Origin of the sequence: Terriglobus albidus (genome assembly GCF_008000815.1) — a bacterium.
GTDB lineage: Bacteria > Acidobacteriota > Terriglobia > Terriglobales > Acidobacteriaceae > Terriglobus > Terriglobus albidus_A.
The window spans coordinates 3,346,632-3,370,061 of sequence record NZ_CP042806.1; the positions used below are offsets into that span (position 1 = coordinate 3,346,632).

Sequence of the window (23,430 nt, forward strand, 5' to 3'; positions counted from 1 at the left end):
TGTCCATACTTCGCGCCGATCGATCTGCTACGAGTGGCGACACGGACCGCAGGCTCAGTCCGCTGAGCGCTGTATCCACAAGAGGCCAAAGAATAACGATTGATTCGAGAAGACGGAGATTGTCGTCAATGACTGCGATCGTGCGGGACAATGTGCCCATCACGACATCCCGCGCCCTTCGACCATAATCTTCAGTAATTCGTCGGTCTACTCGAGATTTAGCTTGCTTGCTAGTTTAACCAAAGTAGCGAAAGAATCGGCTTCCATCTTGCGCATAATATGGGCACGGTGTATCTGCACAGTATATTCTGTGATACCCAACTCCCCGGCTGCTTGCTTGTTCAACATGCCCCTTACCAATAGAGGTAGTACCTGCCGCTCCCTTGGCGTTAAGGATTGGTATCGAGCCAGCAGTGCTGCGTCTTCGAGCGCCTTCCTGCGATGACTCCTATCAAGGTCGATGGCTCGCTCAACGCAGTTCAGTAATGCCATCTCATCGACGGGTTTTGTCAAAAAGTCAATTGCACCCTCTTTCATCGCAGTGACGGACGACGGGATATCCCCTCGTCCTGTAATGAAGATGACGGGAATGGCTAGCTTGGCCGAGATCGACTTCTGAACCTGCAAGCCATTTAATCCCGGCATCCGCAAGTCAAGGATGAGGCAAGCGGCAGTGTCCTGGCGCTCGAAGGTGAGGAACTCCTGCCCCGAGGTGAATATTTGCACTCGCCTGCCGTTCGCTCGTAAGAGCGAGGACAAAGCTTCTCCGACGCTGGCGTCGTCATCGACGATATACACCATCTCATTCACCAGTTCCATATGAACCTCCTGGAGAATATAGGCATCACATGACTCGGTCGGCCGCCTCTTTAACCGAAAATGATCGACAGCGCTCACATGTAACGAAGGCGCATCGCCGTCAATCATACCTATAGGTATGGCAATCCTAGAAGTCCTCGGAGGCGATATTTTAGTCCTTACATAAATATGTGATAGCCAGCGGTTACCGCCTCCAATTGAAAACGGGCGTTCCTCAGCTGATTGGCTCTCAATCCGCAGTGTCTCGTTGGCAGCCTGACATGTGTCAGCCGCTTCCAAGTCTGTGCAAGAGCGTAGGTTTGATGTTCCGCGAACGAAACGAATGGAAATGAGCACTATGAACGCGAGTTCGAGCCAGAACAAGGGCACCTCCTTTGGTAGAGCGATATCCTCGAGGTGCACCGCTATTTGAGAACTTACGCCATCGCCGTGAGGGTGGCGGTGCAGAATCTCGGGAAGGGGCTCCAGAGCCATGAAAGATGGTCGATATCACCTGGGAAGATCATGTCTTGATGCTAGCCAAGTGTCGGTCCGAAGACGATTACATCGTCCTGTAGCCAAAGCCGCGGTGGCCTAGGGGCTGTTCGATTTCCGGTGACGACATGGGGGCGAAAATCTTGTCCGGAATTTGTGATAGCAGATTGTGATGCCCTCGCTTTTCAGATGACGTCCGGAGCATTTACGGTTTACCTGATGACGCTGGGCGATTCGGACCTAAGACTTTCCGTGCGCATGGTTTTCGAGGGTCTGCACAACGGGCTATGAATCTATCGTGCATTTGATCAATTTGATAGAGGGTTCTCGGGCGACGAAGGAAGGTTGCTTTCCCAGTTGACTACGAAGCCGCTGCCGGGCTCGCAGTATTCTGCTCTTCGCCGCCGGAATAGTTATTCCGAGCTTCTCTGCAACGTACTCTAGTGAGTGCCCGTAAAAATGTTTCAAGATCAGGGCGGATCTCAATCCATCGGGTAGCATCGCTATTTTCGCTCGTACGTTCAGTTTTGCCTCAGTCTGAGCGCAACTTTGCTCCGGATTTGGCCGCCACTCCTGAATATCGAGCGTCATGTAACCTCCCTCGCCATCGGCACAATTGTCGAGCGAAATGTTATGGTGCTGGCGCTTCTTCCGTAGATATCCCAAAGCTTGGTTAACCGCGATCCGGGTAAGCCATGTGCTGAATTTAGACTGCCTGCGAAATTCGTACAGCCCACGCTGGGCCCGTAACAGTGTTTCTTGAACTAGATCTTCGGTGTCTTCACGCTCTCTCGTGATACTGAGAATAATGCGGAATACCCTCTGCTGATAGCGGAGCACGAGGCGTTCGAATGCGTGGACGTCGCCGTCTTGTGCGCGTTCGACGAGAAGACAGTCAGAGTCTTCTTTGCCGCATTCATTGCCATTCTTAACTAGATTATTGCTTGGTTGATAAGCGATCATGATTCCCTCTCGGGGGGTATCCTAAGCAGCCTCATCATCAGGACTGCTAACGATTCCGTGATAGTAGCAGCGCCATAAAAGCAGGGAAATTACATCTTTCTGCTAACAGCAACAGGGAAGTCAACCTCTTACTGCGGATCAACGATCGCATCTGAGCCGTTCCGCGTTGTTTGAGAATCCTCGTTCCGTCGGAGGCTTCCTTGTGAATCCAGCGTCTGACGGGATCTGGTACGCGTTTCGATGTGCTGATTGAAACAGTGCTCCGTTTTGTCATTCCATTGAAGAAGAAGTAGTTTGCTTGAACGGCGGTAGCATTTGGCCGGGGTAGTCACACACGCGTGTGAACGAAGCGCAATCAACATGGAGCAGGTCTAATCGCTTTCAGAGCCTTAAGTGAATCGATAAGAAAGGCAGAGCTGATATCGACAATGCTGGTCTCGATCGTGGTCGTGATCGAGAAGGGAACACAATGAGTTTCGATCGAGCGATTGTCTATGCAGTGGTCGATGACAATCGAATCCGAGAAGCTTTGGTCCGCGTTGTTATCCTCCGTTGGACACGATGTCGTAATATCGTGCAGCGCCAAAAAGCTCAAGACCGTGCCTAGCGCGATGAGCTACCAGAAGGTGCTGGACATCGTAACAGGCGTTGACGGATGCGGGCACGAACTTTGCTTCGGACGAGGCGATCTACACGATCAGCATGTTCGACGAACAATCCGATGAGGGGTGTAGGGCCGGTGTTATGTGAGTTATGGGGTCGGGAGTGTTGCAAGAGGCGCTAGCGGGCCTAACGTTTTGACGACATAGGCAAGGCGACATTAAAGGTTGCGCCGCCATCAGAGTTGTTCTCCGCCCAGAGTCGCCCACCGTGGGCGTCAACGATAGATCTCGAGACGGCCAGGCCAATGCCCATACCCTTTTCCTTCGTTGTCATAAAGGCATCGAATATCTTTTCGATATCTTCAAGTCCTGTGCCATTATCGACGACCTGGATAATGACCTCATGCTCCTGCGCAACAAAGGCTCTCAGCAGAATCCTGGCTGTATTTGTACTCCCTTCGGTCGCCTCAATCGCATTCGAAATTAGGTTGATAAATACCTGCTGGATTTGAATACGGTCGACACAAATTGGCGGCAGGTCACCTTCGATGGACCAATCAATTCGAACCTCGCGCTTGTTGGGATCTTCATGGACAAAGCGTAAGGCCTCTCGAATGATGTCGAGGACATTCTCGTCACTCTTTTCAACAGACTCCCGTTTGAAAAGAGCGCGAATGTGCTGCATGGTCTCATCAGCTAAGCGAATATCTCTCAATATTCGCTCAATCGAGGCGTTTGTTTCGGTTAGATCGGGCGGATTGGCTGCCAACCAACGCTTGGCGGCCTGAGCATTTCCGAGCACCGCCATAAGTGGCTGATTGAGTTCATGAGCGATCGATGCTGAGAGCTCAGCTACGGTTGCGATTTTCGATGCTGCATTGAGCTTGATGCGCGTATCCCGAAGATAGTCTTCTGCTCGTTTTCGCTCATCGATGTCAACCGAGAGGCCATACCACTGAATGATCCTGCCGTCAGGATCACGCAAAGGCTCGGCCATCATTTGATGCCATCGGTACTCTCCATCTGCACGTCGCACGCGATTTATGGCGTTGTATGACTCTCCCGTTTCGAGGGCCCGAAAGAATGCCTGCGCGGTCGCCTCTTGGTCATCCGGATGAATGAATCTCTTCCATCCGCGATTAGCGAATTCTTCTAAAGAACCTGCCCCGTAATATTCTAGGACTCTTTGATTAATATGCGTGACTTCACCGTCCGGTGAGGTTGACCAAAGCATTGAGGGAATTGTTTCGATAATGCCAACAAGTTCATGTTCTCTCATCTGAAGAGCGTGCTCAGTCTCCTTTAACGAGCTTATATCGAAGAGAATCCCGTACCATTTAACGATCTTCCCTTCATCATCACGAAGGGGAAGGCTACGGTTCAGGAACCAGTGGTAGACTCCGTCGGCGCGACGACAACGTAGCTCTTGCTCAACAGGCTCTCCCGAAGCCACTCCGGCCTGCCAGTTTGCCACTACTCGATCGACGTCGTCCGGATGAATCGTACGCGCCCAGTCCCACCCCGTCACCTCTTCTCTGGTCTGGCCAGAATAGTCCAACCAGCTTTGGCTCAGAAAATCGACCGTTCCGTCGGGCAAGGAGGTTTCGATATAGGCGGGCAATATATCAATGAGGGTCCGAAGCTCTCTCTCGCTCTTTCGGAGTGTTTCCTCTGCCCGCTTCCGCTCATCGATGTCGACGTTGATGCCATACCACTGGATGATCTTCCCCTGAGGATCACGCAGGGGTTCGCTCATCGAGTGAAACCATCGGTACTCTCCATCAGCGCGCCGAACGCGGTGAATTATGCTGTGTAACTCTCCAGAGGTGATTGCTCGAACAAATGCTTTTGCAGTCTCCTCTCGATCATCGGGATGAATGAAGCCAAGCCACCCGCGATTCGTGAGTTCTTCGAGCGTAGCCCCACAGTATTCAAGGACCCTTGGATTCACATAATTGACTTCACCGGCCGGCGACATTGACCAGACCATTGAAGGAATGGTTTCGATAATGCCAAGCAGCTGATGCTCTCTCGCTTGGAGATTGCTTTCTGTCTCTTTCAAGGCATCGATATTCATTAGAGTGACGTACCACTTAGCAACGTTTCCTGCGTCGTCATGGAGGGGGTGAGTGCGACACAGGAACCAGTGATAGGTTGCATCTGTTTGCCGGCAACGAAGTTCATGTTCAATGGGCGCTCCAGCTGCCAGTCCAGCCCGCCAATTGGCCACCACTCGATCACGGTCTTCGGGATGTACTGCGGCCTCCCACCCCCAACCGATTCCTTGTTCTCTGGAGAACCCTGTGTAGTCCAGAAAACCCTGGCTGATGAATTCGATTGATCCGTCAGGCGCAGCAATCCCCACAAAGGCGGGCATTACATTAATGAGGGTCCGAAGCTCCTTCTCGTTGTACCGGATCTTCTCTTCCGCTGCTCTGCGCTCGGTGATGTCGGTGACGGCTCCGATAAACTCGCGATTGCCGGATGCATCCTGAAAAGCTCGAGCTATCGCGTAGACGTGCTTGACTCGCCCGTCATCCAACAGCAGACGATACTCATGTTCGAAGTCGATGCCGGTCTGGGATGCACGATCGATGACCTGCTGTACAAGGCCCCGATCCTGAGGATGGGCACGCTGCACCACCATGTCCAAGATCGGCTTCCTGGCACAATCGTACTCGAAGATGCGATAGGTTTCGTCTGACCAGACAATATCTCCCGTATTAGGGTTCCACCCGAAGCTGCCAGTGTGACTAAGTCTTTGGGCTTCAGCCAGGTAGGCTTCTCGCCGTCGGAGTTCCCGAGTGAGAAGCTCGTGTTCCGTGACATCGATGGCATTGCCTACGATCCTCTTCAGTCTCCCGTTCTCTAAGACCGGAGCTCCAACGCATCGGATGTGCCGGATTTCGCCATTCGGTAGCACAATGCGTTTGGTGACATCACATCCTGAAGACTCTGTGATCATCCCCTTGATTAGCGATGCCATGAACTCACGATCGTGCGGATGAACACATGCTAGGTATTCGTCGAGTGTAGGGGCGTCTCTCTTTGGATCAAGGCCATAGATGCGAAAAAGTTCATCAGACCAGTACTCAAAGGCGCCTGTAGGTTCGAAGACCCAACTGCCAATATGACCGAGGCATTGTGCTTCCGCGAGATGAGCTTCGCGGCGTCTAAGTTCTTGAGTCAAAACTTCATGGTCGGTAACGTGCGACTCCTGGGCGGTCTTTAGGAGTTGTTCCTCTGCTCTCTTTCGGTCATCAACGTCGATGCTCGAACCGCTCCACTTAATAAGGTTTCCAACCCTATCAAACACCGGAACTTTGAGATGTAACATCCACCGATAGACGCCATCGGCTGTTCGCATTCGTGATGTTTGCTGGAAGGGCTCTCCCCTGGGAAGGGATTCACGCATGCTCTGCAAAAAAGCTTCGACATCTTCAGGATGAATACAGGAAGTCCAGCCCCAACCAAGCAATTCCTCCAGCGGCTCGCCGGTGAAGTTGAGCCAGGTCTGATTAAGGAAATCGAGGTAGCCATCCAGTCGAGCTGTATGGAGCAGCGCAGGCGACGTGTCAATAATCTGCCGAAGACTTAGGCTAGGATCCTCCAGCGAAATGTGTTCGCTTTTCGCCATAGTGCAAATAGTACACCGCCTTGCCATAGGCGCCATAGTGCTTCCTCGCGAGGTTTAGTGCGACGTTGTGCGTATCCCGGTTTGCCCAGCCGCGCTGCCATTCCAAGGTCACAGAGAGAGCTGCGATCGGCGTTGCTGCCGCCTGGCAACACGACGCATCGCATTGTCGTGTGCGAGTTGCCTAACTTCGCCGCAGCGGTCTTCGACTACGTAAACCTCGAGGCATTGTGCAACGCCTGCACTGTCGGAATAGCTACACGGGTCTCAGTCCACAGCCCGGCGAGCACGGTCTTCCTGAACCCCGTCTTCTCGATCGCCGCAACGGAGTTCTTGTAGTCCTGGAAGTCCATGGACGAACACTCAACGCTTGGGAGTGGGATAAATTACATGTTCTGTAATGGAGTCTTTGGAATTTATCGGCCCGCGGCCCAGGTGTATTGCTAAAAGAGGATTCACGCGGATGCAGCTTATGGTTCGTCGAACGATTGCTGTAACTTTTCCATCCGGGTCGGAGTGTGACGGTCGGAAAGGATGTAAGTTGATCTAAATGAAGTCGATTGCACCAGAGCCCATATGTGTGCCGTTTGCGATTACAAGGAAGATGTAATTGTTTACTGTGGTGGCGATTGTTACCATCGTGCCATTCGATAGCTCACAGGGGCGAGCACTCAGTCGGACACTCGAACCGATATCGAGCTTAGGCGATGAGGATTCCCGGAGCGATCGTGGCGAATGCGAGATCTACAGAGGATGTCGGGAGAAGCTGCACTAATCTGTTGTGCATGCGCCAGTGAGGTCTTCCGTGACTCGACGGACGATCACTAGGAGGACAGACACATGACTCGTATTGACCTTGAAAACCGGGAAAGCATGTGGAGAGCATTGGCCTTCGAGCAGCCAGCGACCCTCACACTTGCAATTGAGATGCTTTTGCGGTGTCATCTATCACCCGAACAGATTTTGACTAAGGCGGCTATTGCACTGGAAGGCTTACAGCACGATTCGTGAGGTTTGCCGGCTGTTGTCGCTTTCGTCTGCTATAGCTCCCATGGATCGATTAGAGGAATCCCAGATCCGTCTCGCGTCGCGACGGTAAATCGGTATTGTTATGGCAAGTGCTGCGATAAAGGCGTCCGCTGTTCCTATCGCTTTTCCCTCGGTCTTTGCGTTGGCTCGGATCCGCGCGTAAGCTGCTGTCGTCCTCTTCGTCAAACGGAAGGACAGGAGCAACAGCGAGAGAAAGAATACGGTCCTCAGCTCTTCTTCCAGGCGCCTCCGTGGGCTTCCCGGGGAGCACCACGATACGACATCGCAGGTAATCAGCGCGTTGGCTCCTATGTGTAGTGCGGAAGTTTGTACCCATGGGTACAAACTTCCCGAAAGCCATGTCGGATGCAAAGAATTTGCCAAGGGTCCGGAGAGTATTTTGCGCGGCCGGGAAGGGAAGTGAGTACTCTCAGCGTAAAGATTTCATGTGAGGGGATGGGAACGAAACCGCTGGTGAGCCCGAAACCAATCGGTCTGTGCCTGAACCGACTACTTCATTAGCTGTCGGTTCAGGCATGATTGACTTGATGCTTTAAGAGACTACTTTGAGACGCTGTCCTTGATACCGTTTGCAGTTTTCGTACTCATCGTTTTTACGCCTTTTGCCGTGTCCTTGGCAGCGATATCGCCGCCATGAACGGTATCTTTGGTGGCAGCCTTCGTACCGTGCTCAACGTCCTTGGTACCAGCTTTCGTTCCTTTGCCAACCTCCTTGCCCACCTTGCGAACGGTGTGTCCCGTCTTCTTTGCTGCTCTATCCACGTCGTGGGCAACGTCTTGAGCAAGGGAAACTCCCATGCTCAAGACCAGCGCCGTTAGTAGTCCTGACATACGTATTAGTCTCACGAAGCCTCCTGTTGTTTGCTGTTTACTTTGTTGCGAGCACTTTGCTCGTAACGGTGAGTCGCCTGTATACATCCGTGGTCGCGCCCGATCGCTCCGGTTTCCTACTCGTGGCCGACAGCCTGCATGATCTGACCCATCTCCATCGCATTGCTGCGGAATCTCGTGGAGGGACACATTCGGTTTGGTCAGAATCTAGTCAGCATCTGGTACCAGCGAACGCATCTGTCGTGCAATTCGAATAGCGATGACCGTCGGACCGTCCGCGTCAAGAGCAGTTGTGAATGCCTGCTTGATCTCCTCTGCCGTATTGGCGGCTACACCAATGCAACCGAATGCATTTGCGGTGGCCACGATGTCGAGCCCGGGAAGATCAAGGGCCGGAACATTTGGTGTATTCTCAAGTACCGCGAAGTTCTTGAGAATCGCATACTCGTCATTACATGGAACCACGAAGATAAGCTTCAGTTTTTGTTGGGCTGCGGTGTAAAGACTTTGTACCGAATACTGAAGGGCTCCATCTCCGATTGCGGCGATCACTGGTCGACCGGTTCCTTGCTTCTTTTGCGCAATCGCAATTCCGACAGCGGCGGGGGCGCCCCAGCCCAGTCCGCCACTGGCAAAGGTGTAATAAGATTCCGGTTCTACAATCGGCCAATTCTGTAACAGATCAGCGAAGTTTGATGCGGTTTCATTTACCAGGATTGCGTTCGCAGGCCGGACGTCGCCTAGAGCCGTAAATGCCTCGAGGGCGGTCAACGGATTGTGTGGTTTTGCCGGCAGGGTACGCTCAATATCGGCACGAGACGAAACGGAGCGCAAGGTCACTTCCGGAATGGCATCGGCCAATGCTTCCAGTGCGAGGCTTGCGTCAGCTAAAAGGCTATCCCCAACAATGGCAGCGGCAGCATCATAAGGATCGTTCGTGATCTGGAGCAGATCCGTTCCCTTTGGAAGGTAATCTCCTGCAATGTACGGATAGTAACGGAAGACCTGGGCTCCGACTACGATGATGAGATCGTGGCCGGCAAGCTTCTTGCTTAGAGGTCCGATCGCGATCGGCACCATTCCCCTGAACTGAGGATGTGTCTGGGGGAACGATGCTCGATCGGCGAGCGGCGCAAGATAGACTGGCGCGTTTAGGCGTTCCGCGAACTTGATTCCGGCATGCCAGCCTCCACTCCGCTCAATCTCCGGACCGTAGATCAGCACCGGGTTCTGACTCTTCCTGATCCGATCTGCAAACAATGCAATGCGGTCTGGATCCGGCGCGTAGCGAGAGCTCACGGTTCGAACGACTGCTTCACCTAACGCCGGTTGATCCCAGTCGGTAAGAGGAATTGATACATATACAGGACCTGCTGGAGGCTGCAAGGCAACCGCATACGCCCTCATGAGTGCACCCGGAACGTCCTGTGCTCTTACTGGCTGATAGGCCCATTTCACCCATGGACGGGGCAATGTTGTCTCATCGCGATTTGTCAGGTATGGGTCGCAGAGAACCATCTCGCGAGCTTGCTGACCGGCGGTGATGATCAGCGGCGTCTTGTTTTGATAGGCCGTCATGATGTTGCCCATTCCATGGCCGGTACCTGCAGAAGTATGCAGATTAAGGAGGGCGGGTCTCTTGGTTGCCTGGGCGAATCCATCGGCCATTGCCACAGCAGACGCTTCCTGTAGACCGAGGATGTATTCGAAGTCGGAAGGGAAATTTTTTAGAAATGGCTGTTCCGTGGAGCCGGGATTTCCAAAGATGGTAGTCAGGCCAAGTTTACGTAATAGATCATAGGTCGCCTGGTATACAGTCAACGTGGTTTGGTCGTTCATCCTTGGGCTCCAAGTCTGTATTTTGCTTCTGACAGAAATCGGTTCTAATGGGCTCCCGTTGGAACTGAAGGAACCAGGACGAGTTTCTTGTTCACAAACTCTTCAAGCCCGAGATTGGACAGTTCCTTACCGTAGCCCGATCTCTTGATTCCTCCGAAAGGGAGATCAGGCCAACTGACATCGGGATAGTTGATGAACACCATGCCGGTCTCGATCCTGCTTGCGACACGCTTACCTCTTTCAATGTCGGTGGTGTAGACCGAACCACCCAATCCGAAAGGAGAGTCGTTGGCAACCGCGATTGCTTCATCCTCGTCCTTGACGGGAAAGATCAGGGCTACCGGCCCGAAGAACTCCTGTTTGTAAGCAGGGTTATCCGGGCTCAGGTCCGTCAAGACTGTAGGTTCAAGGAAGGCACCCACATTCCCGGCGCGATTACCGCCGAGCAAGATCGTTGCCCCATGGCTCGTAGCTTCATTGATTTGACGGAGGATGAGCTGCAGCGCCGAATCGGAAGACAGCGGGCCCAGCGTTACGTTTTCGTCGAGTGGATCGCCGAGCTTCAGCGCCTTTGCCGCCTCGACGAAACGAGGCAGGAACTTATCAAGCATCGACTCAACGACGATGAACCGTTTCGCTCCGATGCAGGTTTGGCCGTTATTGCCGAAGCGGCCGAGAATCGCCATCTCCACGGTATGCTCGAGATCCGCATCATCGAGTACGATGAACGCATCGCTACCGCCAAGTTCCATGGTGGACTTCTTTAGATTCTTACCCGCTCTGGCTGCCAATGCCTCACCCGCCCGTTCTGAGCCGGTCAGGGCGATCCCCTTGATCCGAGGGTCATCAATCAGAGAGCCGGCCTGGTCATTGCTCAAGAACAGGTTGGTATAAACGCCCTTCGGAAGCCCCGCGTCTTGCAGAACCCGCTCGAACGCGACTGCGCACTGGGGAACGCCAGGAGCATGCTTGAGAAGCATGACATTTCCCGACATCAAGTGAGGACCAACAAAGCGGGCAAGCTGGTAGTAGGGATAATTCCAGGGCTGAATGCTCAATAGAACACCAAGAGGGGAGAATTCCAAATGAGCATCACCCATCGTTGAGTTCAGTTGCTTCGGCTTGAGAAAGGTCTCCGCATGGTCAGCAAAATACTGCAGGATAGCAGCGCTCAGTTCGACTTCGCCTCGGCTCTCGATGAGCCGCTTGCCCATCTCGAGCGTCGCGAGACGAGCGAGCTCTTCCTTCTTTTCCAACAGAAGCTTGGCCGCCTGGCCGATGATGTGAGCGCGCTCACTGAATGGCCTTGCTGCCCAACGCTGAAATGCGGCTTCCGCAGTTGCCAATGCCGTTAGCATCTCTTCGTCAGTATGCTCGTTGAATGTCTTGAGTACTTCTCCGGTCGCTGGATTGACGCTACGATATGCCACGACAATGCTCCTTTGCGTATTCATCTCCGGCCGGCGGCGACTCACGGGAGTACGCGCCTTCCGGGAATCATGATGTGGGCCCAGCCGGAGCTGAACTTCTCCAGCCATAGAACAGCGTGATCTTAGCAACGCCAGATCGGTCGAGGAAATTACATATTTCTACTAGCAATAATCGGTGAGGCCACGCAGAAGGGAGGTGCGCTAAGGGATCTGGTTGAGTAGGTACGAGGTCTCTCGTTTCCACACGACCCTCGACAACAGAGCCGACCACCTTTTACGCATGGGCTGCCAGGTTTCGAGCCCGCTTCGGGAGAGGCAATGTCAGAGTAAATATTGCGCCGACGTCCGGATTATTCTCGGCCCACAGTTGTCCTTCATGTGCTTCAACAATGGAGCGGGAGACTGCGAGGCCGATGCCCATTCCGTCTTCTTTTGTCGTAACAAAAGCATCGAAGATCTTTTCGGGGTCGTCAACGCCAGGGCCGTTGTCGATTACTTGAATGATCATCTCCCGTTTAGCACTTACCTGAGCCTTGATTGTGACGAGTGGCGGCCGTCTCTCATGATCGTTCGCTTCAATCGCGTTGGAAATAAGATTCACGATAACTTCTTGAATCTGAATTGGATCGACCGAGATAAGAGGAAGCTCGCTTTCGCATACACAGTTGATCTGCACGCTCCGCTTGTTCTGATCTTCTTGAACCAATCGAATTGCTTCGCTGATAATCTCCTGCACGCTCACTTCTTTCTTATCGAAGGACTCGCGTTTGAATAGAGCCCGTATGTGCTGCATCCGTTCGTCTGCGGCTCTGCCATCTCGTATGATCCTTTCAATGGATGCGTTTGCTTCCTCGATATTCGGTGGAGAAGTCGCCAACCAACGCCTGCCCGCTTGCGCGTTTGCGAGAACAGACATGAGCGGTTGGTTGAGCTCGTGCGCGATCGAAGCAGAAAGCTCTGCAACCGTGGCGATTCTCGAAGCTCTATTCAACTTTGCACGAGTCTGACGAAGGTGGTCTTCGGCTCTCTTGCGTTCATCAATGTCAACCGACAGGCAGTACCATTGGATGATCTTTCCTTCACGATCGCGCAAAGGTTCCCCTCTTGCGTGGTACCACCGGTACTCGCCATCCGCGCGTCGTAACCGATGGACGGCACTATATGACTCCCCTGTTTTCACTGCCTTCGAGAACGCGTTGGCTGTATCTTCAAAGTCGTCCGGGTGCAGTAGGGCCTCCCAGCCCAAACTGAAAAAGCGGTCAAGCGAAAGGCCGCTGTACTCCCGGACCCGTCTATTGATGTGCGTCGGTTCGCCTGCCGATGATGCTGACCACAGCATGGAGGGTACTGTCTCAATGATGCCCAGTAGTTGCTGCTCGCGCTCTTGGAGCGCCTCTTCTGCCTGCTTCAATGCTTCGATATCAGTGTGGACTCCATACCAACTGATTAGCTTCCCGTTCTCGTCTCTAAACGGCTGCGCTCGGACGAGATGCCAATGATAGTTTCCGTCATTGCCAAGAATTCGATATGTATCTTCGTAAGGGATTCCGAAACGTACCGACCTTTCCCAGCGCGTCTCTACCTCGGACGCCTGCGACGGATCAATCTTCGATTTCAGATCGAAATTCTCAGAGGTCTCCCAGGGCTTACCGATCGTCTGGACCATCGTCCGATTCCAGCGGTCAATCTGACCATTGGGATCCGCTCGCCAAATCATTGCCGGCATTGCGTCCACGAGCCTGCGTAACTGCCTTTCCTCCTGCCTCACCGACCGCTCTGCTGAGACCATGGTATGAGCATCCATCGTGAGACCGTGAAGTGTAACGACATTTCCGGAGTTGTCTTTGACCGTCGTAATGAGTGATTGGAACCACCGGTATTGTCCATCTTTGCCCTTGAGTCGGTGCACATGCTCGTGCCATTGCCCCCCGTTGACAAGCGTGTTCCACCGTAGCAATACCTCATCCTGGTCCTCAGGATGAACGAGGTGGATCCAACCAGTACTGCGAACTTCATCTGGCGTCATGCCAAGATAATCTTCGCAATAGCGGTTCAGATAGGTGACTTCTCCAGAGGGAAGCGCCTTCCAAAGGAAGCCGGGTACATTCTCGGCCAGGAGATGCAATTGCATCTTGTGGTCGCGGATCAGTTCGCGGGAACGGAACAGATCGTCGATGTCAGTAGTGACCGAGTACCAGCGCTGGACGCTTCCGTCCAGTTCAAAGAAGGGTTCAGAGTGGGTATGAAACCAGCGGTATCTACTCTCTTTATCAGCTATCCGCCACACCATATCTAATGGGCCAATCGTGGCGGTCGAGTTCTGTTGCAGATCGAATACTCGTTGACGATCCTCTGGATGCGCTACTACAAGCCATCCATTCCCGAGAACAGACTCTAGCGAGCGCCCGACATATTCCAGGAAACGATCGTTCACGAACTCGATGCCATTCAGGCTGCGAACCGCAATCAACGTAGGAATGCGGTTCAAGAGCTCGCGCACTTCCCGCTCGCGGTTGCGAAGCGCCTGTTCGGCCTTCATTTGTTGATCGATCTCGACGCCCATCATGTACCAGCTCGCCAGGCGATGGTGCTCATCGAACGCAGGATGCGCAAGAATGTGTTGCCAGCGGTACTGACCGTCGTGGTGTAGCATGAGCCATCTGGTATCCAAAGGGGTCTGGGTCGTTACACAATGCATCCAGTTTTTATGAGCTTCTTCGTACTGCTCTGGATGGATGTGTTGCATCCATTGATTTCCAAGGATCTGCTCCATTGGTTTACCAAGGGCCATGGATGCGACTCTGTTCGCATACACCATCGTTCCGTCCGGCGCCATGATGCATATGCACGCAGGCACACCGTCCGCGATCTTTCTGAAGATCTCCTCGGCCTTCTTCGTCTGTTCTTCTGCCCCTCTGCGTTCGTCGATATCCCAATTGATATTGACCCAACGCTCAATTTTGTTGCCGTGTTGGTGTAACGGTTTAGCGCGCGAGATAAACCAACGGTATACCCCGTCCGCACGCCGGATACGGATCTCTATTTCGCCGGCTGCGCCAGACTCAAGAAGGCGCTTCCAATGCGCTGCGAGGGGCTGGCAGTCATCGGGGTGAACTGAGACAAAGGTATCCTTAAGCATTTGACCTGATGTGAGGCCTGTGTACTCGAGAGCGCCAGGGCTCATGAATTCGGGGGAGCCGTCCGGTTTGGCGAGCCACATCCATCCAGGCAATATTTTGAGGGCAGCCTTCCACACATCGTCTCGTGCACGCATCTCCTCCTCTTGCCGCTTCTGCGCGTCAATGTTCCATTGAAGACCGAAATAGCGGATAACTGCTCCTTTGCTATCCCTCTGGCTATGCAGAAGAGTCGCGAACCAGCAATACTTGCCACTCGCACTTCGATATCTTGCGTGAAATTGTTGAGGCTCACCGGTGTTCTGGGCTCGCTTCATGGCATCCTGGCGTTCGGAAATATCGTCGGGATGGATGAATCGAGAGAAATCCTGCATCTCGTCCATCGAGACCCCTAAATATTCACAACCGGCTGGGCTGATGTATTCTATGTCGCCCGCGGAGGTACGTGACCAGACGTACTCGCTTAACTCCGCCAACCGAACATCGAAAGGACGTTGACGGGCATCGGCAGTTGTGGTGTCCGACTGCTTGTATAGGAAGACGGTAGCGCAAAGGCAAATGATGCAGGATGTCATTACTGCATGCCAGGGGCTCGTCTGCTTTGTAGCTGTGTGATAGCTGGCGATTGTAAATGCGGTTCTAGCCAGGCTGAATGAGAACGCACCGGTCATTGCTAGAGAGGCGCCCCGGAACCGGCCAAGTAGCACAACGGCAAGGATTGCGAAAAGGTCTAGCCGCGGTCCGCACCATGCTATGAAACCACTAACCGTGATGACCGGAAGAAACTCGCCGCTTGCGATTCCACGCAATTTATCAGGAACCATAGATGTTACCTGTTGGCCGCCGGCTACAAACGATTCAATGCCACGGAAATGCCCGTGCGAGAGATGGAGGCATCCCGATTTTAGAGAGCCGGGAGTGTAAAGCGGCTGCTCGGATCGATAGTGGAAACATGTAATGTCTTTTTGCTGGAACTCGCTTTAAAATATTGGCCCGCGGTTCCATGCATCTGAGGTCGTGAGCTAGCTACTAGAAACATGTAATAGTGCCCCCCTTGCCGTGACTCATACGATAGGGCGGGTATCGCTTTCTGACGAGTCACTTTATGTTTTCCAGGATAGTTGTCGCTTTGAATGACCTCCCAGAATCGCAGCGTGCGCTTCGCACGGCAATTGACCTTGCTCAAAATTTCAATGCTGCCTTGGCTACCGTCTCAATTCTTGGAGATCTTCCTGCATACACCTCCTTTGCGGTTGTCGTCGATCCGGCGGCGCCCATAGCCTTAAAAGAAGATCGCCGGCAGATCCAGAGAGCGCTGCATGAGGGCGCGGCGCGTTTGGCGCAGGAGCATGGAGTAGTGGCCACCAGCGCGATTGTCGAAGGGCGCGACACGCAGTCCATCCTCCACTTTCTCAAAGAATATGAGGCCGATCTTCTTGTTATTGGGCTGCACCAGCATGACTTTTATCTGTCCCGTTTATGGAGTTCCGTCTATGACCTCGCACAAGAGGCATCCTGCAGTGTGCTTGGCGTTCATTGAGCACAGCCTTCGGCGCGATCTATCTGAAGAATTGAACAATCTAGGGCGGGGAGGCCTACGACATGAGTAAAAAATTGATTATTCCCCTTATCGTTCTGCTTGCTGCTGCGGGCCTTCTGTTTGCTATAGCGGGTCATTGGACCGAGTGGGAAGGGCAGCATGCTGAGCAGCAGACGGACGATGCGTATCTCAGGGCGGATATGACCCCTCTCAGTACGCGTATCTCCGGAACGGTAAGAAAAGTGAACGTAGGCGATTACCAGATTGTGAAGTCGGGGCAAACGTTGATGGAGCTGGACGACAACGACTATCGAGCGAACCTGGATCAGGCGAAGGCGGCTTTGGCTGCGTCGGAAGCTTCGCTGGCGGACAACCAGGCTGCAAAGAGGATTCAGGATGCACAAATCAATGCCGCTGAGGCCGGAACTCTTCAAGCATCTGCTGCCATTGATTCCGCCAAAGCCGGAATTGCAGCCGTAGCGCCCGAGGCAGAGCGCGCTCTGACCGAATTGCACCGGCAAGAGGCGCTGTTTGGAGTAAAGGCTGCGACTCATCAACAGCTTGAGAATGTAACGGCGCAGGAAGGACAGATTCGGGGTTCGCTTGATGCCCGTAAGGCTGATCTTGCGCGGGCCCAGGCTGCACTCGCGACGAGCCAGAGTCAGTTAGAGGCGGCAAAACGGCAACGGGAAGCTCTGAACACGAAAGATAATGTGTATAAGGCTGACATCCAGGCGAAGAAAGCCGCCATCGTAGTCGCTGAGGTCAATCTCGCTTATACGCGCATTGCTGCTCCTACGGATGGGACCGTTGGCGAGCGCCGCGTCCTGGAAGGGCAGCTCGTTACTCCCGGTACGCAGGTGATTGATCTTGTTAAGAGCGACGTTTGGGTGCAGGCCAACTTCAAAGAAACGCAACTGACGAATATGCGAGTCGGTGCGCCTGTAGAGGTCCGTGTTGACACCTTCCCCAATCAGGTCTTCCACGGAAAGGTCGCAGAACTGTCGCCGGCAAGTGGTTCTCAGTTTGCCCTGCTTCCTCCGGATAATGCGACTGGGAACTTTACCAAAATCGTCCAGCGTGTGCCCGTAAAGGTCGTTCTCGATGCGGGACAGCCTTATCTCGGTAGATTGCGGCCAGGCTTTTCGGCAGTCGTAACTGTAAAAACGAAGGCCGCAGAAGGTGGTCGATGACATCTCAGGCTACCAATTCGCCTGAGACCACACCCGTCTTGACTGTTCATCCCTATCTCGGGGTTGCGGGTGTGCTTCTCGGGGCAATGATTGCGACATGTACAGGGCGCCTGATGAGTGTTGGCCTTGCCGACATTCGAGGGGCGCTCCACCTTGGCTTTGATGAGGGCTCATGGATCAATACGTCCTTTAATGCATCGATGATGTTTATTGGGCCCTTTTCGGTCTATCTCGGCGGTCTCCTCGGTCCTCGGAGGGTTTTACTGGCATGCGCATCGATTTTTACCGCGGCCAGTTTTCTTATCCCCTTTTCCCATTCTTTACCGATCGTCATAGGCTTGCTCATCGTAGCTGGGTTGACCGCGGGAACCTTCTATCCCCTGACGCTTTCGTTCGTCTTGAGAAATCTACCGATGCAATTTGTATTGCTTGGCATCGCGATGTACGCAACCGACATTATCTTCACAACAGATATGGCGCAGGCGTGGGAGTCGTTTTTTATCGAACACCTTTCATGGCGCTGGATCTTCTGGAACGGCACCATCCTTACGCCGCTGATGATGGTGCTCATACATTTCGGCATTCCATGGCAGCCGCTACCAAAGCCTCAAGCGGGGCATCCAGCCCCGAGCTTCAGAGGATTCCTGTATGCAAGTTTGGGGGCCGCGCTGCTCTACGTGGCGCTTGATCAGGGACAACGCCTTGATTGGTTCCACTCTTCACTCATCCTGGCATTGACCATTACCGGTGTCTTCCTTGTGCTGGCGGCCGTGGTGCGGCATTTTTTGTTGCCGAATCCTCTCATCAACTACCAGTTCCTTCTGCGTCGAAACACTCTACTTTTAGCGCTGGTTCTCATCAGTTTTCGATTCGTCATGCTTGCCACAGTCGTAAGTATTCCAAGTTTCTTAGGCTCAGTTCGGGGCTTCCTCCCCCTGCAGGAAGCCCCTGTCCTGCTTTGGGTAGCGGTTCCACAGTTCATCCTCGGCATAGCAGCGATGGCGCTGATGCGAAGAGTCGATCCACGCTTGATTCTTACGGCTGGATTTTCGCTGGTTGCGATTGCGTGTCTTATGAACTCTCGTGTGACTTCCGTGTGGGCAGGGGCCAACTTCGGGATGTCCCAGGCGGCAATGGCCATTGGGCTGGCGCTTGCTTTCAACGCGATGGTTGGTTCGATTGTGCTCGAGGTGCTGAATTCAGGTGCGCTGACCAGGCCGGCCGACGTCCTCACATTCGCTGGTTTCTTTCAGATCACACGTCTGTTCGGCGGCGAAATGGGAGCTGCGTTGATGGGGCATTTCATTCCAATCCGCGAACAGTTTCATTCGAACATGCTGGGAATGAAGATCCAGCTCGGGAATACGCTCACAGACTACCGGCTGCTCGGCTTGCGTGGAGCATTTGCGCATCATTCAACGGGGGCAACAGCAACAGGGCGCGCCGCGGAGGTCCTTGCACTGCAGGTCAGGCAGCAGGCTTTCACGCTGGCGATCTCCGACAGCTTTGTTCTGGTAGCCACGTGTTGCGTGGCCTGCCTCATCGTGGTTGCTTTCATGTCTACCGTCCCAACGCAGTACGGCGAGATCATCGCATCGAGTGTAAAAGCCAAATGAGAAATAACCGAATGAAAGGGGGCCAGCAATGACGTCAAAGAAAGCGGTGAGGAATAACTCGACTATTCGGCGGATGTTCCCGTTGACACTACTTGCTCTCTCGTTGAGCCAGGGTGTGATCGCACAGCGGAGCTCCCCCGTACATCTGACTCTAGACCAGGCCATCGACCTTGCTTTAAAGCAAAACCATTCGATTCATTTGCGCTCACTGTCTGTCGACGAGACGCGAAGCAAGAAAGACGAAGCCCGGTCGAACTATCTTCCTCAAATCAAAGCAAGCGGAAGTGTCCTTCATGTTACCGAGCTGGCGGGGGTCGAAATTCCAGCAGGGGCATTTGGCAGCTATCCTTCAACTGGTTCGATTCCTTCAAAGTCACTATTTATTGACCAGGGAAGCGCCACAGGCTACACGGGGGGCGTTGGGCTGGAACAGCCGCTTACACAGCTTTTTCGGGTTCATCAGGCTAATGTTGCGGCAAAACAAGATGTTTTGATCGCCGAAACGCAACTCGACCAGACACAGGATGCAATCGCGCTCAAGGTGCGCCAGATCTACTACAACATCCTTATTAGTCAGCAGAAACTGCAAGCTGCTCAGGAACAGTTGTCGGCGGCAAAGATCAAGGCAGACGAAAGTCGACACGACGTTCAAAGAGGCAATGCTCTGGAAGTCGCGATCCTCCAGGGCGATGCAAGTATTCTGCAGGCTCAACAACAACTGTTGACCGTCAAGCTGCAAGGAGAGGATCTGCGCCGGCAGTTGGCTGACGTTCTGGGGATGCCTGTTCACACTCTATTTGACCTAGAATCCACGACGACGGCTCAGAGCCTCTCGATTCCAACCAGGGACGAAGCGGTTCATCAGGCATTGGAGCAGAATCAAGAGTTGCGTGCAGCCCGTCAAACACTAGAGAAGGCAAAGGCTGGCCTGGCCGCGGCCAGGGACGCCTATATTCCGAACGTAACGGCCTTGTCGAGATATAGCTATCAAAGTGGTGTTCCCCTGCTCGTTCACAACTTTGGAACATTTGGATTCGCGCTCAGTTACGATCTCTTCGACGGTGGGCGCCGTGAGGCACAACTGCGTGAAGCGAGAACTCAGGTAAGGTCTGCTGAGGTGGCGATCGACAAACTGCAGTCGGAGATCGAAGTGCAAGTACAGGCTGCTTACGACCGAGTTGATGAACTTAAGCAGATGGTCGAGGTCGCCGGGCAGGCGGTGAAGGTAAGGACGGAGGCAGCACGCCTGTCCGATCGCCAGTTCGAACAGAATGCAGCATTGAATTCCTCCAGAACTCAGGTTCATGCCGATCTTTCCAATGCCACGGCGTCTCTTCTGGAAGCCGATATGTCCCTCTCTCTTGCTGAGGCAAATCTAAAGATGACAATGGGGCAAATGCCGCGGTAGCGCATGAGTAATTGTCATTGCTTGGGGGCGTCTCAATGGACAGTACGATGACGGGAATTCTGGCCGCACTCGGAGGTTCTGTCATAGGAGCCACGACTCCTATTCTCAGCAATTTCGTTTTGCAGAGAAGCGTGACGCAGCGAGAACTTACGAATCGTGAATTGGCGCAGCGTGAAGAGTTATATTCGGAGTTCATCCGTCAGGGGACGCTTTGCTATGCAAAAGCGCTCTCACAGAATCTGCAAAACGTGGATGAGATCGTAGCGATGTATGCGCTTGTGAACCGCATCAGGTTGTTCGCATCTGCTGAAGTTCTTAAAGCTGCAGAAGATTTTGTTAAGAAACTCGTCCAGAAATTTGGCGAGAACAATATGACTATCGATGAGATGAAGATGGTAGCACTGGAGCAACACGTGGATCCGTTGAACGACTTCGCGCTCAAGTGCCGGCATGAACTGCGAAAAGTGTATGCGCAGACGCGCTGGTGAAGTCTCGATCGGCTCTCCAGCCAGAACAAGCCATGTCAGCAGCAAACGGTCTTCAGAACATCGACAAGGGCATCACCATCGATTGGTTTACGGAAGAAGGCGACGGCGCCTCGCTCCAGATAGAATGCTTCCGAGTTTTCGGAGGGCTTCCCCGTAATAATGACGACCGGCACATCACTGTTAGCGTTCTTTACATGATGTAGCAGCCCTAGTCCACTCATCTGTCTCATCTCAACGTCCGTGATGATGCATGAGCTTTTGGAGAGCCCGTCCGCTTCCAGGAATTGCTCTGCCGAGCAGTACCCCTCTGCCTCGTATCCACAGGAGGCCAGGAAATTGATAATTGATTCGAGGACACGGAGATCATCGTCGATGACTGCGATCGTGCGGGCAAATCCGACCATCTCAACCTCCGCGCCACTCACCACAATCTTGAGCGATGTGGCTTCGGCAGGCTAGCGCCTATCGCTCTTATGAAGCGATAACCTGCTCGATATTTAGTCTGCTTGCTAGTTTTACCAAGGTGGCGAAAGAATCAGCTTCCATCTTACGCATAATATGTCCGCGGTGTATCTGGACGGTGTACTCTGTGATGCCTAACTCGCCTGCGGCTTGTTTATTCAGAAGTCCCCTTACCAGCAAAGGCAGTACTTGCTGCTCTCTCGGCGTCAAGGTTTGGTATCGGGCTAACAAGCTCGCATGTTCGAGCGCCTTCTTGCGATGAGTTCTATCGAGATCGAGCGCCCGCTCAATGCAGGAAAGCAAGGCCTTCTCATCAACGGGTTTTGTCAAGAAGTCAATCGCGCCTTCCTTCATCGCCGTGACCGTCGACGGGATGTCACCGCGCCCCGTAATGAAGATGACAGGGATCGTCACCTGGGCCGAGATTGCCTTCTGGACTTGGAGGCCATTCAACCCAGGCATTCGCAAATCAAGAATGAGACATGCAGCCGTGTCCTGGCGATCGAAACTGAGAAATTCTTGTCCTGCTGTAAAGATTCGCACTCGCTTTCCATTCGCGCGCAGAAGTGACGACAGGGCTTCTCCAACGCTAGCATCATCATCAACGATGTACACCATTTCGTTCATCGGTCCCATATGAACCTCCTGGGGGATATCGGCATTACAGGACTTGGCGGTGGCTCCTTCACTGGCAGCGATCGACAAGTCCCGTATGCGCTGATGCATACCGATGTCAATCATACATACCGGGTAGCATCTCATCGTAGTCTTTTGGGGCGCAACGCTCTCACCCTACATAAACATGTAATAGCCGGCCGTTGTTTCCTCGTTGAGAGAAGGCATTTGTTTTCAGAAAGGCTCCCAAGTCCATGGAAGCATGCAGTTTCGATTCTCCTCGGGTGAAGGTGCAGCGGATGGAGAAGATGGCTTGGAGGTCCGATTCAGGCAATGGTCTCCGGCGCTGGAAATGACCCGGTCGGCAATACCTGTGGTGCATAACGATGCGAACCTGGGCGCTCGACAAGGCGCCGTCAGAAACTGCCCGCCGCGAGTCGCTACAAAGTAAACCTTTTGGTATGACGTGGCTTAAAACGTCTCGATTGAGTATTCGAGCAATTTGGTGGAGGGTTCTCGCACTATCATGAACGGCTGATCTTCCATCTGACTTCGCAGTCGCTGGTGGGCGCGTAACACTCTGCTTTTTGCCGCTGGAATTGTTATCCCGAGCTCCTGCGCAACGCGTTCCAGAGTGTGGCCGTGGAAGTGTTTTAGGATCAATGCCATCCTCAATCCATCAGGCAGTTTCGCGATCTTCTCCTGTACGTTCAGGTTTGTCTCAGCTTGAGCGCAGTATTGCTCCGGATTCGGACGCCACTCTCGGATGTCAGGCGCCATATGCCCATTGTTTCCGCCCGCACAGGAATCGAGAGAGACGTGGTGATAACGTCTCTTGCGAAGGCATCCCAACGCCTGATTGACCGCGATCCGGGTAAGCCATGTCCGGAATTTCGATTGCCGGCGGAACTCGTGGAGCCCGCGATAGGCCCGCAGCAATGTCTCTTGAAGCATGTCTTCCGTATCGTCCTGGTTTCTAGTAATGCTGAAGATAATGCGGAATAGCATCTGCTTGTGTTGAATCACGAGAAGTTCGAACGCATGGAAATCGCCATCCTGTGCTTGTTCAATGAGGAAACGATCGGGATCCTCCTCATGGGGATCGATGTTCTTTACTCGCTTATCACTTCGTTGATAGGTGTTCATGCTTTCCCGCCGAATGCGCCCCGAACAATTACATGTTGCGTCGATGCTTGCCGTCAGGGCACGTGATTTCGCGATCTTAGCAGCGTAGGAGATCCATAAAAACTACATGTTTCTGCTAGCAGTCAACGCAGAGTAAAGGGAATACCCCTGCTCAGCGTCGTTACAAATCTCTCGTAGAAGCCG

General features: G+C 53.3%; 17 protein-coding genes. 7 read left to right on the plus strand and 10 right to left on the minus strand.

What is annotated here, in order from left to right; translation table 11 throughout:
* Window positions 1–207: 207 nt before the first annotated feature.
* The 3 genes from FTW19_RS13220 to FTW19_RS13230 all read right to left on the minus strand — a co-directional run bounded on the left by FTW19_RS13220 (window position 208) and on the right by FTW19_RS13230 (window position 6,495).
* The gene (locus FTW19_RS13220) at window positions 208–819 is read right to left on the minus strand and encodes a response regulator transcription factor (protein ID WP_147648069.1); all 612 of its coding nucleotides are present in this window, start codon (window positions 817–819) and stop codon (window positions 208–210) included.
* A 759-nt stretch (window positions 820–1,578) separates the two neighbouring features.
* Window positions 1,579–2,256: an RNA polymerase sigma factor gene (locus tag FTW19_RS13225; protein ID WP_147648070.1), complete on the minus strand. Its 678-nt coding sequence runs from the start codon at window positions 2,254–2,256 to the stop codon at window positions 1,579–1,581.
* A gap of 789 nt (window positions 2,257–3,045) precedes the next feature.
* The gene (locus FTW19_RS13230) at window positions 3,046–6,495 is read right to left on the minus strand and encodes a PAS domain-containing protein (protein WP_187142963.1); all 3,450 of its coding nucleotides are present in this window, start codon (window positions 6,493–6,495) and stop codon (window positions 3,046–3,048) included.
* Window positions 6,496–6,552: 57 nt separating this feature from the next.
* On the opposite strand from FTW19_RS13230, the gene FTW19_RS13235 reads away from it, so the two are divergent.
* Window positions 6,553–6,831, plus strand: coding sequence for a hypothetical protein (locus tag FTW19_RS13235; protein ID WP_147648072.1), 279 nt, complete (start codon window positions 6,553–6,555; stop codon window positions 6,829–6,831).
* A gap of 501 nt (window positions 6,832–7,332) precedes the next feature.
* Window positions 7,333–7,503 (plus strand): hypothetical protein, encoded by a 171-nt coding sequence (locus FTW19_RS25825; protein ID WP_187142964.1) that lies wholly within the window; start codon window positions 7,333–7,335, stop codon window positions 7,501–7,503.
* A 579-nt stretch (window positions 7,504–8,082) separates the two neighbouring features.
* Here FTW19_RS25825 and FTW19_RS13240 read toward each other — a convergent pair.
* The 4 genes from FTW19_RS13240 to FTW19_RS13255 form a co-directional block, all read right to left on the minus strand.
* Window positions 8,083–8,373 carry a hypothetical protein gene (locus FTW19_RS13240; RefSeq protein WP_147648073.1) on the minus strand — a complete coding sequence of 97 codons (291 nt, stop codon included), beginning with the start codon at window positions 8,371–8,373 and terminating at the stop codon, window positions 8,083–8,085.
* 207 nt (window positions 8,374–8,580) lie between these two features.
* Complete coding sequence (mdlC, locus tag FTW19_RS13245) at window positions 8,581–10,212, minus strand: benzoylformate decarboxylase (RefSeq protein WP_147648074.1); 1,632 nt, start codon at window positions 10,210–10,212, stop codon at window positions 8,581–8,583.
* A gap of 44 nt (window positions 10,213–10,256) precedes the next feature.
* Window positions 10,257–11,642: an NAD-dependent succinate-semialdehyde dehydrogenase gene (locus FTW19_RS13250; protein WP_147648075.1), complete on the minus strand. Its 1,386-nt coding sequence runs from the start codon at window positions 11,640–11,642 to the stop codon at window positions 10,257–10,259.
* 274 nt (window positions 11,643–11,916) lie between these two features.
* Complete coding sequence (locus FTW19_RS13255; protein ID WP_147648076.1) at window positions 11,917–15,603, minus strand: PAS domain-containing protein; 3,687 nt, start codon at window positions 15,601–15,603, stop codon at window positions 11,917–11,919.
* A 281-nt stretch (window positions 15,604–15,884) separates the two neighbouring features.
* On the opposite strand from FTW19_RS13255, the gene FTW19_RS13260 reads away from it, so the two are divergent.
* The 5 genes from FTW19_RS13260 to FTW19_RS13280 all read left to right on the plus strand — a co-directional run bounded on the left by FTW19_RS13260 (window position 15,885) and on the right by FTW19_RS13280 (window position 21,024).
* The gene (locus tag FTW19_RS13260; RefSeq protein ID WP_147648077.1) at window positions 15,885–16,319 is read left to right on the plus strand and encodes a universal stress protein; all 435 of its coding nucleotides are present in this window, start codon (window positions 15,885–15,887) and stop codon (window positions 16,317–16,319) included.
* Window positions 16,320–16,381: 62 nt separating this feature from the next.
* Window positions 16,382–17,512 carry an HlyD family secretion protein gene (locus FTW19_RS13265; protein ID WP_147648078.1) on the plus strand — a complete coding sequence of 377 codons (1,131 nt, stop codon included), beginning with the start codon at window positions 16,382–16,384 and terminating at the stop codon, window positions 17,510–17,512.
* Window positions 17,509–19,128 (plus strand): MFS transporter, encoded by a 1,620-nt coding sequence (locus FTW19_RS13270; protein WP_147648079.1) that lies wholly within the window; start codon window positions 17,509–17,511, stop codon window positions 19,126–19,128. Before FTW19_RS13265 ends, FTW19_RS13270 begins: the two co-directional genes overlap by 4 nt.
* 28 nt (window positions 19,129–19,156) lie before the next feature.
* Window positions 19,157–20,536, plus strand: a complete 1,380-nt coding sequence (locus FTW19_RS13275; RefSeq protein ID WP_147648080.1) for a TolC family protein — start codon at window positions 19,157–19,159, stop codon at window positions 20,534–20,536.
* A gap of 35 nt (window positions 20,537–20,571) precedes the next feature.
* A complete protein-coding gene (locus FTW19_RS13280) occupies window positions 20,572–21,024 on the plus strand; it encodes a hypothetical protein (protein ID WP_187142966.1) in 453 nt (150 codons plus the stop codon).
* Window positions 21,025–21,059: 35 nt separating this feature from the next.
* Here the strand turns inward: FTW19_RS13280 and FTW19_RS13285 are convergent, their stop codons facing one another.
* The 3 genes from FTW19_RS13285 to FTW19_RS13295 form a co-directional block, all read right to left on the minus strand.
* Window positions 21,060–21,428 carry a response regulator transcription factor gene (locus FTW19_RS13285; protein ID WP_147648082.1) on the minus strand — a complete coding sequence of 123 codons (369 nt, stop codon included), beginning with the start codon at window positions 21,426–21,428 and terminating at the stop codon, window positions 21,060–21,062.
* Between the two features lie 67 nt (window positions 21,429–21,495).
* The gene (locus tag FTW19_RS13290; RefSeq protein WP_246153280.1) at window positions 21,496–22,227 is read right to left on the minus strand and encodes a response regulator transcription factor; all 732 of its coding nucleotides are present in this window, start codon (window positions 22,225–22,227) and stop codon (window positions 21,496–21,498) included.
* Between the two features lie 345 nt (window positions 22,228–22,572).
* A complete protein-coding gene (locus FTW19_RS13295) occupies window positions 22,573–23,247 on the minus strand; it encodes an RNA polymerase sigma factor (protein WP_147648083.1) in 675 nt (224 codons plus the stop codon).
* Window positions 23,248–23,430: the final 183 nt, after the last annotated feature.

Excerpts from the sequence above, each read along its gene's own strand:
- FTW19_RS13290 (WP_246153280.1), bottom strand. The coding sequence starts at position 22,227 with ATGATTGACATCGGTATGCATCAGCGCATACGGGACTTGTCGATCGCT.
- FTW19_RS13260 (WP_147648077.1), top strand. The coding sequence starts at position 15,885 with ATGTTTTCCAGGATAGTTGTCGCTTTGAATGACCTCCCAGAATCGCAG.
- FTW19_RS13265 (WP_147648078.1), top strand. The coding sequence starts at position 16,382 with ATGAGTAAAAAATTGATTATTCCCCTTATCGTTCTGCTTGCTGCTGCG.
- mdlC (WP_147648074.1), bottom strand. The coding sequence starts at position 10,212 with ATGAACGACCAAACCACGTTGACTGTATACCAGGCGACCTATGATCTA.
- FTW19_RS13225 (WP_147648070.1), bottom strand. The coding sequence starts at position 2,256 with ATGATCGCTTATCAACCAAGCAATAATCTAGTTAAGAATGGCAATGAA.
- FTW19_RS13295 (WP_147648083.1), bottom strand. The coding sequence starts at position 23,247 with ATGAACACCTATCAACGAAGTGATAAGCGAGTAAAGAACATCGATCCC.
- FTW19_RS13270 (WP_147648079.1), top strand. The coding sequence starts at position 17,509 with ATGACATCTCAGGCTACCAATTCGCCTGAGACCACACCCGTCTTGACT.
- FTW19_RS13280 (WP_187142966.1), top strand. The coding sequence starts at position 20,572 with ATGGACAGTACGATGACGGGAATTCTGGCCGCACTCGGAGGTTCTGTC.
- FTW19_RS13255 (WP_147648076.1), bottom strand. The coding sequence starts at position 15,603 with ATGGTTCCTGATAAATTGCGTGGAATCGCAAGCGGCGAGTTTCTTCCG.
- FTW19_RS13275 (WP_147648080.1), top strand. The coding sequence starts at position 19,157 with ATGACGTCAAAGAAAGCGGTGAGGAATAACTCGACTATTCGGCGGATG.
- FTW19_RS13285 (WP_147648082.1), bottom strand. The coding sequence starts at position 21,428 with ATGGTCGGATTTGCCCGCACGATCGCAGTCATCGACGATGATCTCCGT.
- FTW19_RS13240 (WP_147648073.1), bottom strand. The coding sequence starts at position 8,373 with ATGTCAGGACTACTAACGGCGCTGGTCTTGAGCATGGGAGTTTCCCTT.
- FTW19_RS13230 (WP_187142963.1), bottom strand. The coding sequence starts at position 6,495 with ATGGCGAAAAGCGAACACATTTCGCTGGAGGATCCTAGCCTAAGTCTT.
- FTW19_RS13220 (WP_147648069.1), bottom strand. The coding sequence starts at position 819 with ATGGAACTGGTGAATGAGATGGTGTATATCGTCGATGACGACGCCAGC.
- FTW19_RS25825 (WP_187142964.1), top strand. The coding sequence starts at position 7,333 with ATGACTCGTATTGACCTTGAAAACCGGGAAAGCATGTGGAGAGCATTG.